Raw genomic sequence first — 16,983 nt, 5'->3', positions numbered from 1 at the left:
TGCAGGTCAGGATCCGGCCCGAGCGGCGTGACCCATGATCCGTGAGGCGAGGCGATCTACTGCTGGGCCCGGCCATGCCGGCTGCCGCAGCAACAACCGCGATACCTACAAGGTCGCGGGCGCCATCGTTCGTCTCCGTCTCATCCCCGGCCACCACCAGCTCGAACAAACTCCGGCTAGGTACAATACCGGTGATTTAGGTCTTTTTTCGGGAGGTTGGGGCTGGTTTGGTGGGTCCGACGAGGGTGACTACTGGGGTGTCCGGCCGGGGCTGGTTGTTGTGTTCGGTGCGTTTGAGGGCCCAGTTGGACATCTTGCGTTTGATGACACGGGGATTGGAGCGTAACCGCCGTGGTTCCAGGAGCCGTTGACCGATTTCAAGCAGAGTCTGTGCGAGGGCCCGCGTGAGTCGGGAGGGGGAAAAGCCCGCCTGGGCGGTGACCTGGCGGCGGACAACGCGCACGGCGCGGGTGAAGGAGATCCGGTCCGGATCGTGTCCCTCCTGTCGTGCGGCTTCGTGCATGAGGTCCCGCACGGCATGGTGAACGAGGAGGAACGCGAATATCTCCTGCTCGGCCCCGGCCGGGTGCTGGGAGCGCAGGACCAGACGTGGCCCGCCCAGGTGCGTCTTGATCTCGTCCAGCGTGGTCTCGATCTCCCAGCGTTCGGCGTAGAGCGCGGCAAGTTCCGCCGCCGGCGCGGTGTCCGGGTCGAGGAGGGTGGTGACCAGCCGGTAGACGGTGCCGTCCTTCCCGCGTGGGCCAAGGGTGTACTCGATGACGCGGACCCGGGCCGGGTCGGCCCGCCGGTTCTTGTCACGGGCGGCGACGATCTCCGACAGGTAGGAACCATCGGGCAGCGACGTCACCACAGGCAGCACCGCGTTGCTTTTGACCCGCCAGAGCAGGTCGGCGCCGGTTGCCGCGGCGGCCCGCCACAGGTCGAATCCGAGGAACCCGCGGTCGGCCATCAGCAGCATTCCCCGGGTCAACGAAGAGAACAGGCGCCCGGCCAGCACGGTCTCGTGCACCGCCAGCGGACCGACCTCGGCAGCAAAGACCGCATGAGTGCCGCACTCGACCAGAGCCGCAACCCTGGCCTGCGGATACGCACTCCTGCCCTGCCCACGGCCGGTCCCCGGACGCCCGAAATACCCGGCATTCGCCACCGTGTCCGGCAGATCGAACGTCGTCCCGTCCACAGCCACCAACCGCAGCCCCCGAAACCAGGCGCCCCGCGACCCCGCGACGGCCACCGGCCGGCACACCCGGGCGAACAACGCCTTCAGCACCTCCGGCCCCAGCCGCAGCCGCGCCCGCCCGATCGCTCCGCTCGTAGGCACCCGCCACCCCTTTACCCAGCGGCCCTGACGCTCCAGACCCTGCGTGAGAAGACGCCCGACCTCCTCATACCCCTGCCCCGAGAACAGGCACATCGCCAGCACGAAATACACCACCACCCGTGCCGGAAGCAGCCGCTGACGCTGCTCAACACGCCCGCACTCCGCCACCACCTCGTCCACCAGATCAGGCGTAAACGCACGCGTTAACACTCCGAGAGCGATGCGATCCGAAAACCGCTCGCCCCCCACCGACTTCACCTGTCCCGGCCTTGGCACACCCAACACAACGAGCCGACACCCTCAAAGTCACCGGTATTGCGGCTAGGTAGTTGTTTTCGATCCGGACGGGAGGGTGCACAGCGGCTGTGGCAAGGGGAAGGGCTTGTTGAATCGCGGCCGATCGCTCGAGTTGCAGGTGGGCGCTCCGAGATTTGTGAGTCTGGGTGGGGCCGCGAGGAAGCCATCATTCGGCTGGACTCTTCGCAATTCGGTCCCGAGGCGCTCTTCGGCCTGGACGGGTTCTCCCACCTTGAAGTGGTGTTCTTCTTCGACCAGGTCGACAGCCTGGAGATCGACATGGGTGCCCGCCCCGTCCCGGGCAGGCATGACGGAACCCTGGTCGGGATCTTCGCGCAACGCAGTCGATACCGGCCCAACAGACTCGGTGTTTCACGCTGCCGGATCACATCGGTGAATAACCTCGATGTTCACGTCAGCGGACTTGACGCGGTGTCTGGGACACCGGTGCTCGACTTGAAGCCGTATGTAAGGGAGTTCGGCCCGCGCGGCGAGATCCAGCAACCTGAATGGGCGTCCACACTGATGCGCGACTACTACTGAGTCTGTCGCGTGGCGGAGCTCAGCGGGGCAGATCAGTGAGTCGCTGATCCTCGATACTCCGGTGACCGGAACCAGCATTCAAGGCGATGGTTGAGGACCATCCCTTTCCTTCGCGCAAGTAGCGGATACCCTGGTGAACCCTACTCAGCGGCGGGACTAGTCTGGGCTCTCGTGTCCACGTCATTGCATGTCCCGCCAGCCGTCTTGGGCTACGCCGCCGACGTTGCGTCGGTCCTGGCCTCGCTCCGCTCCGACCTGGTCGGTGTCTATCTCCACGGTTCAGCCGTACTCGGCGGATTCCATTCCTCCCGCAGTGACATCGACGTACTCGCCGTCGTGGAGGAATCCGGTACTGCAGCCGCCCAGCAAGCAATGGGCGAAGCGATCGCGGCCACCGCGAGACAGTGTCCCGGCACAGGCCTGGAAATGAGCGTGATCACCGCAGCAACTGCAAGCGTGCTTGGTGCCTGCCTGTTCGAAGTGCACATCAATACAACCGTGGATGAGACGGAGATCGTGACAGGAGCGGGAGGCTCTGGTGACCCCGATCTCATCCTGCACAGCGCCGTCTGCCGGTCTCACGCTATTTCGGTCCTGGGGCCGATGCCGGCCCGGACCTTCGGGCCAGTCCCCCGGGACCGCATTCTCGCGGCGATGGTCGGCGACCTTCAGTGGGCACTCGACCGCGGCTCCGCCGCATATGCCGTACTCAATGCCTGCCGGGCCATACGGTTCGCCGAGGAGGGGCGGCTGTGCTCCAAGCTCGACGGCGCCGAGTGGTATACAGCCCGTCATCCCGACGAGGCGGTAGTAACGGCCGCCATGGCCTACCAACGTTGTGGGGATGAGGGGCCCAACGTCAAAGAAGCAGCCCAATTCGTCGCAGAAGTACGTGGTCGGCTTCGCCCCTTCTGAACCTTTGGCTGTGTTCTTGATCGAATGAGCGGAGAGCGCCGCTGACCGCTGACCCGCAACGACGGGACGGGGCCAGGGTCCTGTCGGCTGCACAGAAGGAAGCACTCTTCGGGCCAGGAGCGTGGGTCCGTAGCGGCTTGGCTGCAGCCGAGGCGGGAGTGCGGGGTCTCAGCTGGGCCTTGGGCTGGCTAGGAGCGTGGGTCAGTAAACAACTCCTGGAATGCCGCGCCTCGTGGTGGAGTTGAACCTTCCCCTTGATCGTGGACACCTGGAGACTGGGACGTGAGAGCCCAGAGGAAGCAGTGCCAGGTGGGAAGCAAGTACACGAAGCGGTACTCGGAGGAGTACAAGCGGGACGCGATCGAACTCGTGCGGTCGTCGGGACAAAACCGCCGTTCGCCGCGACCACCCTGTGGATTGACCCGGGCACCTTGCCCAGCGCACGCCCGATCTCGCTCAGCGACTGCCCGTCCCGCCATCGCCGCCACACTTCACGCTTCTGCTCGTCCGACAACCCCGGACGCCCGATCCTCGCCACCCAGCAACACCTCCAGTAACCGTTCTACCTGGGATGTTGCACCGACCCATTGACCTCACCACTGCCTTCTTCGTGAAGCAGAGCGACCGGTGAGCAAGATATGCCGGTTCATCCACGCGGAGAAGGCGAACTATGCGGTCACGCTGCTGTGCAAGGTGATGAGGACCGCCCGCTCCACGTACTACGCGTGGGTGGCCGGGCGGCAGGCCCGCGAAGCGCGGCGGCGGGCGGATGAGGCCCTGGCCCACGAGATCGCGGTGATCCACCTGGCTTCCCGGCGGAACTACGGCGTCCCGCGCGTCACCGCCGAACTGCGCCGGCAGGGCCGACTGGTCAACCGCAAGCGGGTGGAGCGGGTCATGCGGGAGCACGGCATCGCCGGGCACAGCCGGCGCACCGGACGCCGCGGCCTGACCAAGGCCGACACCAGGGCCGCCCCGTCGCCGGATCTGATCGGCCGGGACTTCACCGCGACCCGCCCCGGTACGAAGATCGTCGGGGACATCACCTACATCCCCACCGCCGAGGGCTGGCTCTACCTCGCCGCGTGGCTGGACCTGGCGACCCGGGAGGTGATCGGCTACTCGATGGCCGACCACCATCGTGCCGAACTCGTTGTCGATGCCCTGGACATGGCTGCCGCGCTGGGCCGCCTGGAGCCCGGCTGCGTGATCCACAGCGACCGCGGATCGGAATACACCTCCGGCCAACTCCGCATGAAAATCGGCGATTTGGAGTGTCGGCAAAGCATGGGGCGGACCGGCAGCTGCTTCGACAACGCCGCCGCGGAGAGTTTCTGGGCCGTGCTCAAAGAGGAGATCGGCACCCGCTTCTGGCCCGACCGGGCCACCGCCCGCACCGACATCTTCGACTTCGTCGAGACCTTCTACAACAGACGCCGTCTGCGCAAGCACATCCACTGGGGCTACCTCACGCCCCACGAGACGCGCCTGCGCTACCAACAGGATCAGGCCCTCGCGGCGTAACGACGACGTGTCCAAGATCACGGGGAAACTTCAATGACGACCCCGGCCCGGTAGCGGACAGCCAACTTGCCGAACCGAGTTGCCAGGCACGGAACTGCTCCAACCACGCGAAACACCGCTCAACGACGTTCCGCCCCCGTTAGGCGGCCTTGTCGAGAACCGGCGGCCCACCACCCTGGCCAGCGCGACAAACGCGGTGGGCGAACCGCCGGTAGACAGTCTGCCAAGGCTCCCTCACGCGTCAGGCACCCAGCTCCCATGGAAGCCGAGCGGGACCCGCCCCGGCAGGTGGATGCGGGCCAGGGGGCGGCCGGTGAAGTCCTGCGCGGAGAGGATCACCAGGTCGCTCGCACCGCGGTCGGGGTCGTGCACATAGGACAGGAGGTAGCCGTCGTCCTCCTCCCGTGCCCCGCGGCGCGGCACGAACACGGGCTCCCCGGCCGCCGCGCCGTCCGGGAAGCGATGCACCTGTCGGCTGCCGCGCAACATGTCGTGCTTCACCAGGCAGTTCGTGAACTTGTCGTCCGGCGGCACCCCGTCGACCGTCTCGTAGGCACTCCACATCTCCGCCGCGCTCGCCGCGTACGCGAAGCGGTGCCGCCGCGACACCAGGGACTCGTTGACGCGGGGGAACTCCTGCGGCAGGTCGTCGAGCCGGGTGCTGCGGACGCGGCCCGCACGCAGGTCGATGGTCCAGCGGTCGAGTGCGGGGGGGGGGCCGGTCGCGGAGGGCCCGCCATTGCCCCGTCCTGCGGCGTAGAACGGCGCGGGCATGGTGGTGAGTTCCATGACGATGGTGTCGCCCTGGTCGTAGGCGTTCAGCGTGTGCGAGTAGTACACCGGATCGATCTCGAACCAGCGGGTGGCGCCGCCGGTCCGTGGCATCACTCCCACCCGCATCGGGTGCTTCGGGTTCCAGACATACGGCACGGGTGCGCCTGCCTCGGCGGCCGCCCTGTCGAAGGTGATCGGCACGTCGACGATCACCACGTACTTCCCGGTCAGAGCGAAGTCGTGCATCATCGGCGCGTCCGCCACCGGGATCCTTGTGGTCCGTGCCACCCGGCCGGTCCGGTCGATCACGAGGTGTCGCACGTGGTCCCAGGTCGGGTAGTACGCCACCGCGTGCAGTTCGTCCGCGGCCGCGTCGTACTTGGTATGTGCGGTGAACGCACCCTCCAGCGTGGAACGGAAGTCGTAGGGCCGCACCGTGTTCAGATCGCCGTCCAGTTCGTACGGCAGTGGTCCACTCTCTTGGAGGGCCAGGATGCGCCCCTTGTACGGGATGACGTGTGTGTTGCAGGCGAAGTCGTCCGGCGGCGCCTCGCCCGGGTACTGCTCGCCCAGTTTCCGCGCCACCTGCGAGGACCGTACCCACCGGTTGCGGTACCACTCGGCGTGCCCGCCGCGCAGCCGCACCCCGTGCACCATGCCGTCGCCGAGCATCCAGTGGTGGGCCCGCGAGTCCTCGACGCCCAGTGCGTTGGGGCCGGTGCGCAGGTAGCGGCCGTCCAGGTCGTGCGGTACCCGGCCTGTCACCTGGAGGCCGAACACGGTGAGTTCCTCGCTCACCGGGGCGAAGGCGCCCGCCAGGAACGGGGACGACTCCCTGTCTCCGGTTGCTGTGCCACGGGTGGCGGCCTGCGCCGCGGTGGCGTAGTGGCCGAGAGCGTAGCCTCCGACGACGCTGCCGGCCGCCGCGAGTGCCGCACCGTGGAGGATCCTTCGGCGTGTGTGACTGGTCATCGCTCTTCCCCGTCCTTGGTCGGTGCCCGGCGGGTCCTCGCCGGTACTGAAGAAGAGTCTGCTGCGCGGTCGGCGGCGGGTCAGGTGGCCTGAGGCCCGTGTGGGGGTGGTACTGACAACACCCCCACACGAGCCGCACGCCACGGGCCCGCCCGGTGCAGGTGTCAAGGGCTGCGCCGGGAGGGCGACTTCAGGTAGTAGCTCCTCGGTCTTCGCGGACCCGGGAGCCCCTTCAGGCGCGGGCCGTAGGACGGTGGGTAGGCCGGTGGCGTTCGGGTCCAGAGCGGTCAGCCCGGTGGGCACGGTGCACACCGTGCGGGAGAGGAGATACGTGTCTCTGTCGGACCGCACCGGTTCAGTCAGCCCGTCGGCCGGCCCGTATCGGTGGGTACGCGCGATGACGGAGCTCAGCGCGGTCAGGGTCGGAGGGCGGGTTGGGTGACCGGGGGCTGCCGCGAGGCCGGTGATCGCTCTGGTGGCGCAGCCGGTGCACGGGGTGACGTACGAGTGGACCAGGTCGCCGTCGGCCTCTACGCGCAGCGGGGCCTGGACGTGGACGGCTTCCCATGCGTGATCACGCCAGGTGCGGGGCCTCTGGCGGACATGTCCAGGGCGCGGGCGCTTCGGGTCCCTTGCGGTGGCCGGCCCGCTCCCCTGGTGCGAGGTCCCGGCTCAGGGAGCGCAGGGCCGTGGGCAGTGAGGCACGTGGGGGGCGCCAAGGGGGCGGGTGACGATGTGCCGCTTGGGATGGATGGGCCGGGCGACCAGACCGGTTCGGGATCGGAGATGTCGGCGTCTGCCGATTGCGCTGGGGCGGCTGCCCGGACGCGGGCCACGAGCTCACGATGGCAACCATGCTCGCCTCACCCTTCTTGCGTAACGAACATGTTCGTAGCGAATATGTTCGTTACGCTGAGACGCATGCCGAGCTCCCCGACCCCCCGCAGCCGCCGCGAGCGGCCCGCCAAGCCCGCCCTCACGCACGAGGGCATCGTCGCCACCGCGGTCCGTCTGATGGAAACCGAAGGGCTGCAACGCGTCACCATGCGTCGCCTCGCCCAGGAACTCGATACCGGCCCCGCCTCGCTCTACGTCTACGTGGCCAGCACGGCCGAGTTGCATGCGGCGATCCTGGAGGAACTGCTGGGCTCCGTCGAGCTGTCTCTCGCAGACGGCGAAAGCGACTGGCGTGAGCGGCTGACGCAGGTCCTCGTCTCCTACACGAACGTGCTGTTCGAGCATCCCGGTCTGGCCCACTCGGCGCTGGTCGCCCGTCCCTCCGGCCCGAACTATCTGGCCCTGGTCGAGGCCGTGCTCGCCCTCCTGCACGAGGGCCATGTGCCCGACGCTCAGGCCGCCTGGGGTGTGGACGTGCTGCTGCAGGTGGCCACCGCGACCGCGGTGGAACACTCCACCCGCACCCAGGCCGTCGATACCAAAGCCGAAAACAACGCCCTGGTCACCGCGCTGCGCGAAGCCTCCTCCGCCACCCACCCGCGCATTGCCGCGCTCGGCGAGGACCTCGTCTCCGGTCTCCCCGAGCAGCGTCTCGCCTGGGTCTTCCATGCCGTGATCAACGGCACCCGCGTCACTGCGCGCACCGCTCAGTGACGCGCCGTCGGCACTTGCCTCTACTGCTCCGAGACGAATGAGGACAACCACTGTGACCAGTACTCCCCACCACCCCATAGCCGTCATCGGTGCCGGCTTGAGTGGCCTGATGCTCGCGCGCGTCCTGCACGTGAACGGCATCGACTCCACCGTCTTCGACCTCGATGCCTCTGCACAGGCCCGCCCCCAGGGCGGCATGCTCGACATACACGCCGAGACCGGACAGGCCGCGCTGCGTGCCGCACAGTTGCACGAGGAATTCCTGACCAAGGTCCACCACGGCGGCGAGGCCCTGCGGATCCTCGACAGGCGCGCCCGCGTCCTGCGCGACGAAGCCGACGACGGCTCCGGCGACCGGCCCGAGATCGACCGCGGCGACCTGCGCAACCTCCTGTTCGGCTCCCTTCCGGACGGCACCGTCCGCTGGAACACGAAGGTCACCGCCGCCCGGCCTCTGGGCGATGGACGCCACGAGGTCATGCTCGCCGACGGCGGAACCTTCACCACCGATCTGCTGATCGGCGCCGACGGTGCGTGGTCACGTATCCGTCCCCTGCTGTCGGACGCTGTACCCGCGTACGCCGGTATCTCCTTCGTGGAGCTCGATCTCCTGGACGCCGAGACCCGTCACCCCGCCGCCGCGCAGTTGCTCGGCGGCGGCATGTTCTTCGCCCTCGGCGACGACAAGGGCTTTCTCGGCCACCGCGAACCCGATGGCAGCCTGCACGTCTACACCGCTCTGCGCGCCCCCGAGGACTGGGTCGCCACCCTCGACTTCACCAACGTCCCGGCCGTCAAGTCCGCCTTGCTGAAGCAATTCTCCGACTGGGCTCCCGAGCTGCAGCGACTGATCACCGACGCGGACGGCGCTCCGGTGCCCCGACTGATCCATGCCCTGCCCCTGGGCCATCGCTGGGCACGCGTGCCTGGCGTGACCCTGTTGGGCGACGCGGCCCATCTGATGTCCCCGTTCGCCGGCGAGGGCGCCAACCTCGCCCTGATCGACGGCGCCGACCTCGGGCGGTGCCTGGCCGAGCATTCCGGGAACATCGAGGCGGCCCTGTCCGCCTACGAAGCAACGCTCTTCCTCCGCAGCGAAGAAACCGCGAGGGAGTCTGCGGAGGGACTCGAGATCATCTTCAATGAGCGCGCACCGCAACCGCTGCTCGACATGTTCGCCTCCTTCGACGCCCAGATGGCATGAACGCGGAGTGAAGGGCCCTCATTCGGACGCCGGACGAGTGAGGGCCTGGCCGAAGCCGGTGGCAGCCTGATTCCTGGCCGGCCATCGAGTCCAGGAATCAGGCCTTGGCCTTCACGCGCCACAGCACAGTGTTCATCCGCACCCCGACCGAGCCCGCGAGAAGCACGCCATCGTCCATGGAATGCTCGGCGAAGAACACCGCTGTCGCGCGTCGCCCGGGTACTCCGGATGACCGACCGGACCGTGCAGCCTCCGGTCGACGGCAACCCCGGAAGGCCTCTTCCAGCGGCGGTAGCAAAGCGCGGGACGAAGCCCGACGACTTCAGGCCGTACTGGCACGAGCGGTGGGCCGAGGACTGCACGAACGCCTGGACCCTCTGGAAGGAGGTTCCGGCCCAGGGATACGTCGGTGGATACGGGGCCGTCCGTGCATACCTTCGTCCCTTCCAGGACGCAGTGCCTGGGGTCGAACGCCATGTCCCCGGACTACTGACGGGCATCACAGACCACAGAAGTTGGACCGTAACCCCGACTCGCGCACAACGCAGCGGGCCCATCACACTTCTACCACCACGCGGGCATCAGGGCTTTGTTGCCCGGCAGGCATCCTGTGCCACGGCCCCTGCCCTCACCTGCGTTCAGAAACCACAAGGCACGCAGATCGGTGGAGATCCGGATGCCGAGGTCGTGTTCCAGGGCGGTGATGGCGGTGGGGCTCACGCCGACGCGCGCGCAGCGCAGCGTAGGAGTCTGGGAGTTGTGTTGGAGCCAGTTGGTGATGCGCTGCCAGGCGTCGGTGAAGTCCCGTCCGGTGATCGCGTCGGCGACGGGGGCGGGGTCCCTGGAGCGGCTGCCAGAACATCCCCGCAGGCACGGGTCGACGACGACTTCAATGGCGCGAGACGCGCGGAACGGCTGCAGCTCCGAAGGAGGCCCTCCGTTCGCAGCAAGAATGTTGTTCGGCTGACGCACCGGCCGACCGGCTGGGATCTTTGGGCAGTGACCGATGCCGACGCACAGCAGCAGAACGGAGCCCCACCGGACGGGCCGACACGTCTACGGGTCGAGACGGAGCACCTCCTGGAGGAAGCGCGCCGCGAAGTACGCAACGCCGACCGGCGCGTTGGCTTCTGGACCGTCGTCGACATCGGGCTCGGCTTCCCGACGGCCGTCCTCGCCGGTGTCTCCGGGGCCGCCGGACTCGCATCGGCGGACGCCCGCGTCCCCGCAGCCCTGCTGGCGCTGGTCTCCGCTGGGCTCGCAGCCGGCTCGGGCTTCCTCCGCAGCGACGTGAAGTGCGCGGCCAACCGGCGCAGTCGCCGCGCCTGGGGCGAGGTCGAGGCCAAGGCGCGTCTTCTCCTCGCCCAGGAGCCCGAACTGGACAGAGTCGACGGGCAGGAAGCGCTCCGGGCCATCTTCCAGGCCCGCCAAGCCGCCCTGGCCAGCCGGGACGCCTCGGCGGAACTCGCCGGTCCCTGACTGATTCGGTGAGGCTCCGCCGCTGTGTGGGAATTCAGATCTACCGATTCGGCTGCTGCCTGACCGGTGCAATGCTTCTCCTGGAAGCAGGCGAGTACCGCCACCCTTCTCGGTCCGCCGCCGACATCGTGGCTCAGCTCAACCGCGTCATCGCCGTGCCACTGCTCGACAGTTCTGCCGGCCGTGCGCTCGCCACCGCACTGGCCCTGAGGGCACCGGGGAGCGGGCGCGAGTCCCGGGTGCTGTCCTGAGCCGGGTTCGCCGAGCTACCTCTGCCGCGCAGGCGCTTCCGACGACTTCGACTGCCCACCCGCTCGGCCGCGAAAGAAACGACGCTCAGGAGGCGTTGGAGTCGGCCGGCCGCATCACACCGCTCATGGCCGAGCACGTCAGGGACGACGGGGACAAGATCACCCTGCGGCTCGGCCAAAGGCCGACCGATCTCCCCGCGCTGTCGGGCGAGCTGATTCACCGGCTCGTCCAGCAACTTCCAGGGCCGAGCTGTCACAGTGCCCGTCGAAGAGCCCCAGTGGCTGTTTCATGCCGCCGACCCGGGCCAACCGCTCGCCCCGCACGCCCCGCGTCACCGGCTCCGGCTCCGGCTCCGGCTCCGGCTCCGGCTCCGGCTCCGGCTCCGAAGGATCGGCGTCCGACCCCGGATCGCACGGAACACCTCGCCCATGGGATCACCTCCGGGTCGTCGGCCTACGTCTTCAGCCGCATGCTCTGTTTCCACCGGGGCATCGCGGGCAACTGGGACCGCGAACGCGGTGGTTCCAGCACCGAGTACGTCGCGGAGATCAGCCGATACTGACCCCGGCTTGTCGGACCCCCCGCAAGAGCGGGACTCCTCCGTGAGCCTGATAAGTTGTCTGTCAGTACTACGCCTTCCCGGCCAGGCCACGCCTCCGCCAGGGAGGCTTTTTTCATGCCCCGGCGGCCTTGCTCTCAGGCACACGGGGTAGCCATCGCCGTCCTGCCGTGGTCGAGCGCCCCGAGGCGCCCCAGCCACCACCGAACCGCAAAACATGGAGGAGACCCATGACCGACGTATCCGTGCACCATGCCGATCCGGCCGACCGACCAACACTGGAGCGCCTCTGGTCACTGTTTCGACATGACATGTCGGCGTTCAGCGGTGTGCTGCCCAACCCGGACGGAACCTTCCGAAGCGATCGGCTCCACGCCGCCTTCACACAGGCCGACTGGGCGCCCTATCTCCTGACCAGTGGCGAGTTCCCTGTTGGTCTCGCGCTCGTTCGCGGCCTGACTGGCCCGACGCGCGTGCTGAGCAGCTTCTTCGTGGTGCATGGCGTGCGTAGGACGGGGATCGGGCTGTGTGCCGTTCGGCAGGTCGCGGCGCAGTACCCGGGGCCGTGGGAAGTCGCCTTTCAGGAGGGCAACATCGCCGCAGTCGGATTCTGGCGCCGCGTTGCTACCGAGGTCGCTGGCGAGGCATGGACCGAGGAACGCAGACCGGTACCGGGTCGCCCGGACCTGCCGCCCGATACCTGGATCTCGTTCACTGCCCCGGCTGAGGTCCAGGACTGAACGTCGAGCACCGTGTTGCTGCCGAGCCGAACTCGGCAGCAACGCATACACTCGAAGCCCGTTCCATCGACGCCGGAACCAGCGCCAGAAGTCACCAAGCCTGTGTAGCGTCGCCAGGTGAGGTAGTGGCGGCTCATGCTTCCCTACTCTTTGTGGTCGGCGTGGTCCGCGCCGTCCAGGCTGAAGTAGCGCAGCAGCACCATCTGGGCCCGCCGCCAGGTCACCACCGACCGGGCGCCTTCGCCGATGACGGCAGCAGCAGCCGTCCCTCGCCGTCGTCTGGTCTCGCGTACTCGTGGTCGCCCGGCCACTGCCCCCCCCAGGGAGGGACGACCGACGCCCAAGCAACGTCACTCGGACCGCTCGCCCCGTACGCGGAGGGCCGCCTCCAGCCGGGCGATGTCCTCGGCGTCCTTGGTTCGCCGAGGCCGGGAGGGATCCCAGATGGGCATCATCCGCTTTATCTCGATCTGGGCCTGCGGACTGACGATCGCACACTGCAGACCTCCGATGCGGCCCGGCCCGGCATCGAGCATTCCCTCGGGCCAGTGCGCACCGGCCCAGGGGCCCCCGGCGACCACCACGCGCTCGGCCGCATCCCGGCCCAGGAGCGTAAAGCTGTTCTCCAGTCCGTCCTTGGCGAAATCGAGCTGCAGGTCAGGCGGCGGCCCCGGCACCGGTTGATAGCCGTGCCGCAGCAAGCCTCCCGCCAGGGCACTGGCATCGTCCGCCCAAAGGAACCAGTCGATGTCCTCATGGTCTCGCGTGATCTCACCGAGGAAGAAGTCCATGGCCCATCCACCGCGAAGCCACACCGTCACCCCAAGAGTTTCGGCAACCTCCATGGCCTCAGCGATCAGGCGAAGCTGTTGATCAGCACGTCTCATGTCCACAGCCAGGCAGGTTATGCGGCAACCGCTTTGCCCAGCACGTCATTTGTCCCCACCGAGCGGGCAATCGCCGCTCGATGTGGCACTAGCCTGCTTCGGTGATCGAGTACGAAAAATCAGACGGACCTGTCGTACGTGTGGGACGTCCCGGACCGCAGCTGGTCCACCTGTTGTTCTCCGAACCATCAAGGCCGTATGGCGATGACCCGACGCTCGACTTCCTGGTGAGAGCCAGCGGGGAATGGGTGAGCATCGAGACTTCAGTGAGGACCTGGCACGGCGACGGCCTCGACGCCTTCCTCGCCACCTTGGCCGAGGACTTCCGAGGCTGGGAAGGCAGCCGCACTTGGCGCTCCCTGGAACATGACCTGACTCTCTCGGCAGAGCACCGCTCCAGCGGCTACGTGCACATGACCTGGGGAATTCACGACCGTCCGCCCGCCGAGGAGTGGCACTTCGAGACCACCACGGTGCACGCGGCGGGCGAAGACATACGAAATCTCGCTGCCGAGATGCACACATTCCTCACGACTCCAGTCGAGTAGGACCAGAGGGAGCAGCCGGCAGCCCACTTGAGCACTGAGGGGAGACGCACCTCCATGTGCTCGATCGTGGCGTCCCTGCCCAGGCCACGGATGCACTGGACAACGATCTGGGCCACACCGCATGCGCCGCCGACGCGGACGCGGACGCCGCGGCCTGACTTCCGCCGCTCCCCGCGACAGAGCTGGCAACCAGGAAACGGCCGACGCCCGTGTTCACCACGCAACCGTCGACATCCTGCCCGGCTCCCGGCCCCGCCTCGCACACCTCAAGGACGGCACCGCCACCCGTATCGCCCTCGCCTGCCGTCGCACACCCGCCGCCAACCCCCACCGATCCCCCGCACTTCTTCGGCCGATCCGACAGCAGCAGAGCGAGCCGCTCTGGCCGGGTAGCGCGTGATCCGAACGACGTCCCCTGGGCAGCCTCCGGTGCGTGCAAGCCAGTGGTGGCTACGACGTCGACAGGTACCGCCGCCCGCACACATCAATCCGCAGCGAAACGGCCGGTCAGACCACGAGCAGCATCGCGACCGTCACCATGAGGAGCAGCCCGATGTAGGCCCAGGCGTGGATGCGGTCGGGGATCCGTGGCGGGCGTCGGCGCAGCACCGCGATCACTGGCAGCGCCCCCAGGAGCAGCGCCGAGGCGGCGCGGAGGTCGATGAGGCCCACGAGATGCACCTGCGTGTGCGCGGCGGTGGGGACCGCTGCCACGTACAGGGACACCGCGGTGGCCGGCAACGCGATGGCAAGGGTGAGGGGGTTGGCCAGCGCAGTCGCCACATGCATCGCGTGCCCGGCCCGCCGCATCGCGGGGACGGTCATGACACTGCCGCCCACGCCGAGGAAGGCGGCGACCGCGCCGATCGGTGCGCCAAGGGCGGCCGGCAGCGGACGCGGGGCGTCGCATGTCGTCCCGACCTGAGTGTTCGGGCGCAGGAATCCCGGGCGCAGGAGCAGGTCAGCAATGGTGAGAGCGACGTACGCGACGAACGCCCAGTGGGCCAGAGCGGCCGGAGCGAGGCGCGTGGCGAGCGCGCCGACCGAGGCGCCGGCCGCCAGCAGGAGAAGCAGCGTGCCGCTGCCGCGGAGCGAGAGGAGTACCCGCCGCGGTGTGACGGCCGTCGCGAACCCTGCGTTCACCACCATCACCAGGGCCGAAGTGGCCGTCGCCACCCGCATCGCGTCCGCGCCGAGTACGGCGTCCGCCCAAACCACGACCGGTACGGCGACGAACCCTCCACCGAAACCGAACAACACTGTCGTCACCCCGGTGAGGAGCCCGACCCCGATCAACATCACGAAGTCCATGACCTCACTCCATCAACTCCGACGATCTACGCGCATGCGATGGTCAGCGCAGTTCCTTCGCGTGTCAGCCATTACGATGGACGGGTGAAGAACGTCCCGCTGGCCGATGTCGACCACATCGACCGAGCCGTCCTGCCGATCGGCACCGACTACCCACCCGGCCACGTACTGGACTGGCACGAACACCGGCGCGCGCAGTTCCTCCACGGCGCCACGGGGGTCATGGTCGTCGATACCGCCGAGGGGACCTGGACCGTTCCGCCCGAGCGCGCCGTCCTGATCCCGCCGAATACGCGGCACCGGGTCCACATGTTGGAGGTGAGCACCCGGAGCCTGTACATCGAGCCGCGCGCCGTCCCCTGGTGGCCCGCCACCTGCACGGTCGTGGACGTTCCGCCGCTGCTGCGCGAGCTGCTCCTGGCCGCTGCCGATTTCGAGGTCGACTACAGCCTGTCCGGGCGTGAGGGAAGCATCGCCGAGCTCCTCCTGTACGAGATCGCCGAGCGTGCCCCGCTCCCGTTCCACGTGGGGATTCCCGCCTCCGCCGATCTCGCGGCGCTCTGCCGCGAGTACCTTGCCGCCCCGGACGCCGACGCCACCAACGCCGCGTGGGCCGCCAGGACGGCCATGAGCGAACGGGCCTTCACCCGGCGTTTCCGCGCCGAGACCGGTGACAGCCCAGCCGTCTGGCGGGGCCGCGCCCGCCTGCTCGCGGCCGTCCCGCTGCTCCGCGCCGGGTCGGTCAGCGAGGTCAGTGGCCGTATCGGCTACGCCTCTCCTGCGGCGTTCACTGCCGCCTTCACCCGCGCTTTCGGCACACCCCCGTCCCGCTTCTCCGTGGATCGCCGGGGCGGCGGCCGGCGCTGATTGCCCGTGATCGCGGTCCACGGGGCGGGATCATTTCCGTCCGCGGGGACCACCCAGCTGCCCGGAGAACCGGCGTGCGGCTCCACCTCTACCGTCGCGCCGACCAGGACCGCACCGCACCGCACCGCACCGCACCGCACCGCACCCGTGGCCCCTTTCCGGGGCCCCGAGGTTCATCGGATCAGCTGTTTTGCGGCACTTTTGGCCGGATGATGCCGATCGGAGAGTGGGTTCATCCGTATCGCGCGCAGGGCACGGCCCGCTTGGGCAGCATACGGAGTGAACTCGATCAACTACCGAAAGCAACGATGAGGGGCAGATGCCACGGCCCGAGGACGCCGACTTCACCAGCACGCTGACGATGCTGCATACCACCGTCATGACCACGGGGGCGCGACGGGCGCTGTTCCGCTCTCCGCGCCGATCGGAAATCCGGACAGCGCCTCGCACCGAACGACCAGGAGGTCGGCAACGAGGTCGAGAGGAGAGTCGGGCGGCAGGTCGGGCCGGACCACGTGACCGTCGGTGAACAGACCGACAGCGGCAAGGAGTAGCCACCTCGTCGGGAGGATCACGGTAATGGAAGAGTGGGCCTGTGAGTTACAGCCTCTGGTTGATGCGGTTCGTGGACGGTGCGGCTGTCGCCTTGGACGCTGAGCGGTTTCAGCAAGTGGTCGAGCCGTACGCGGTAAGTAGTGCGACGGTAGACCTTGTTCGACCCGCCACGAGGGACGGAGGCGAGGCGGACACTTACGCCAGCTTCGAACGAAGTGACGGGCCGACAGCCGTGACGGTGACGCATGCGCGTCGGGCGCCACGCTCGCCCTGTTCGCTCGGCTCGTCGGCGACCTCGGGGACCCTGCCGTACCGCAGAGTGGTCGCGTTCTCATCTCTCACCAGGACCGTCGGAGGTGTCTCCGTCCGGCGGTCCGGCAGAAGGCAGAGGCCATCCACCTCGCAGGCGAGCCGATCCGAACCGAGATCGAGCGAAGCCGGGAGTTGGGCTGTCTTCCCCTTGCGGCGGGGAGGCATCGCGGCGGCTGTTCCCAGCCACAGACACGCTGACAGCCGGGCAGTCGCATGACAGTCCCCACCCAGTCATCGGGCTGGAGTTGGTGGCTGGTTACGTTCGTATGCCGGGCAGCGGCTACGGTGCTG

At 68.2% G+C, this 16,983-nt stretch carries 15 protein-coding genes and 1 pseudogene; 10 read left to right on the top strand and 6 right to left on the bottom strand.

What is annotated here, in order from left to right; genetic code table 11:
* Nucleotides 1-415: 415 nt before the first annotated feature.
* Nucleotides 416-1,618 (bottom strand): annotated as a pseudogene (locus tag OG611_RS25995) (IS4 family transposase); the annotation flags it as partial.
* A gap of 39 nt (nucleotides 1,619-1,657) precedes the next feature.
* On the opposite strand from OG611_RS25995, the gene OG611_RS25990 reads away from it, so the two are divergent.
* The 3 genes from OG611_RS25990 to OG611_RS25980 all read left to right on the top strand — a co-directional run bounded on the left by OG611_RS25990 (nucleotide 1,658) and on the right by OG611_RS25980 (nucleotide 4,621).
* A complete protein-coding gene (locus OG611_RS25990; protein WP_323180233.1) occupies nucleotides 1,658-2,182 on the top strand; it encodes an SAM-dependent methyltransferase in 525 nt (174 codons plus the stop codon).
* A 171-nt stretch (nucleotides 2,183-2,353) separates the two neighbouring features.
* The gene (locus OG611_RS25985; protein WP_266424558.1) at nucleotides 2,354-3,097 is read left to right on the top strand and encodes an aminoglycoside adenylyltransferase domain-containing protein; all 744 of its coding nucleotides are present in this window, start codon (nucleotides 2,354-2,356) and stop codon (nucleotides 3,095-3,097) included.
* Between the two features lie 627 nt (nucleotides 3,098-3,724).
* Nucleotides 3,725-4,621: an IS3 family transposase gene (locus OG611_RS25980; RefSeq protein ID WP_266424555.1), complete on the top strand. Its 897-nt coding sequence runs from the start codon at nucleotides 3,725-3,727 to the stop codon at nucleotides 4,619-4,621.
* Nucleotides 4,622-4,855: 234 nt separating this feature from the next.
* On the opposite strand, the gene OG611_RS25975 is transcribed toward OG611_RS25980, so the two are convergent.
* Complete coding sequence (locus OG611_RS25975) at nucleotides 4,856-6,367, bottom strand: carotenoid oxygenase family protein (protein ID WP_266424552.1); 1,512 nt, start codon at nucleotides 6,365-6,367, stop codon at nucleotides 4,856-4,858.
* A gap of 921 nt (nucleotides 6,368-7,288) precedes the next feature.
* Between OG611_RS25975 and OG611_RS25970 the strand changes: the two genes are divergently transcribed.
* Both OG611_RS25970 and OG611_RS25965 read left to right on the top strand, forming a co-directional pair.
* Nucleotides 7,289-7,978 (top strand): TetR/AcrR family transcriptional regulator, encoded by a 690-nt coding sequence (locus OG611_RS25970; RefSeq protein ID WP_266424550.1) that lies wholly within the window; start codon nucleotides 7,289-7,291, stop codon nucleotides 7,976-7,978.
* Nucleotides 7,979-8,030: 52 nt separating this feature from the next.
* Nucleotides 8,031-9,182 carry an NAD(P)/FAD-dependent oxidoreductase gene (locus tag OG611_RS25965; RefSeq protein ID WP_266424547.1) on the top strand — a complete coding sequence of 384 codons (1,152 nt, stop codon included), beginning with the start codon at nucleotides 8,031-8,033 and terminating at the stop codon, nucleotides 9,180-9,182.
* A 564-nt stretch (nucleotides 9,183-9,746) separates the two neighbouring features.
* Here OG611_RS25965 and OG611_RS25960 read toward each other — a convergent pair.
* Nucleotides 9,747-10,154, bottom strand: a complete 408-nt coding sequence (locus OG611_RS25960; RefSeq protein WP_266424544.1) for a hypothetical protein — start codon at nucleotides 10,152-10,154, stop codon at nucleotides 9,747-9,749.
* Nucleotides 10,155-10,181: 27 nt separating this feature from the next.
* On the opposite strand from OG611_RS25960, the gene OG611_RS25955 reads away from it, so the two are divergent.
* From OG611_RS25955 to OG611_RS25945, 3 genes are all read left to right on the top strand, one after another.
* The gene (locus OG611_RS25955) at nucleotides 10,182-10,661 is read left to right on the top strand and encodes a hypothetical protein (protein ID WP_266424541.1); all 480 of its coding nucleotides are present in this window, start codon (nucleotides 10,182-10,184) and stop codon (nucleotides 10,659-10,661) included.
* A 26-nt stretch (nucleotides 10,662-10,687) separates the two neighbouring features.
* Nucleotides 10,688-10,912: a hypothetical protein gene (locus OG611_RS25950; protein ID WP_266424538.1), complete on the top strand. Its 225-nt coding sequence runs from the start codon at nucleotides 10,688-10,690 to the stop codon at nucleotides 10,910-10,912.
* A gap of 790 nt (nucleotides 10,913-11,702) precedes the next feature.
* Complete coding sequence (locus OG611_RS25945; protein ID WP_266424536.1) at nucleotides 11,703-12,212, top strand: GNAT family N-acetyltransferase; 510 nt, start codon at nucleotides 11,703-11,705, stop codon at nucleotides 12,210-12,212.
* A gap of 143 nt (nucleotides 12,213-12,355) precedes the next feature.
* Here the strand turns inward: OG611_RS25945 and OG611_RS25940 are convergent, their stop codons facing one another.
* Together OG611_RS25940 and OG611_RS25935 are read right to left on the bottom strand one after the other, a co-directional pair.
* Nucleotides 12,356-12,523 carry a hypothetical protein gene (locus tag OG611_RS25940; RefSeq protein ID WP_266424534.1) on the bottom strand — a complete coding sequence of 56 codons (168 nt, stop codon included), beginning with the start codon at nucleotides 12,521-12,523 and terminating at the stop codon, nucleotides 12,356-12,358.
* 39 nt (nucleotides 12,524-12,562) lie between these two features.
* The gene (locus tag OG611_RS25935) at nucleotides 12,563-13,099 is read right to left on the bottom strand and encodes a nucleotidyltransferase domain-containing protein (protein ID WP_266424531.1); all 537 of its coding nucleotides are present in this window, start codon (nucleotides 13,097-13,099) and stop codon (nucleotides 12,563-12,565) included.
* A 101-nt stretch (nucleotides 13,100-13,200) separates the two neighbouring features.
* Between OG611_RS25935 and OG611_RS25930 the strand changes: the two genes are divergently transcribed.
* Nucleotides 13,201-13,647, top strand: a complete 447-nt coding sequence (locus OG611_RS25930; RefSeq protein ID WP_266424528.1) for a DUF6228 family protein — start codon at nucleotides 13,201-13,203, stop codon at nucleotides 13,645-13,647.
* Between the two features lie 507 nt (nucleotides 13,648-14,154).
* Here the strand turns inward: OG611_RS25930 and OG611_RS25925 are convergent.
* Entirely contained in the window at nucleotides 14,155-14,958 is an 804-nt protein-coding gene (locus OG611_RS25925; RefSeq protein ID WP_266424525.1) for a sulfite exporter TauE/SafE family protein, read from the bottom strand.
* Nucleotides 14,959-15,042: 84 nt separating this feature from the next.
* Between OG611_RS25925 and OG611_RS25920 the strand changes: the two genes are divergently transcribed.
* On the top strand, nucleotides 15,043-15,825 hold the full coding sequence (locus OG611_RS25920; protein WP_266424522.1) for a helix-turn-helix domain-containing protein: 783 nt from the start codon (nucleotides 15,043-15,045) through the stop codon (nucleotides 15,823-15,825).
* Nucleotides 15,826-16,983 lie beyond the last annotated feature (1,158 nt).

Origin of the sequence: Streptomyces sp. NBC_01363 (assembly GCF_026340595.1) — a bacterium.
Lineage (GTDB): Bacteria > Actinomycetota > Actinomycetes > Streptomycetales > Streptomycetaceae > Streptomyces.
Note: the sequence above shows the minus strand (reverse complement) of the source record. Positions and strands in the feature narration are given on the sequence as shown.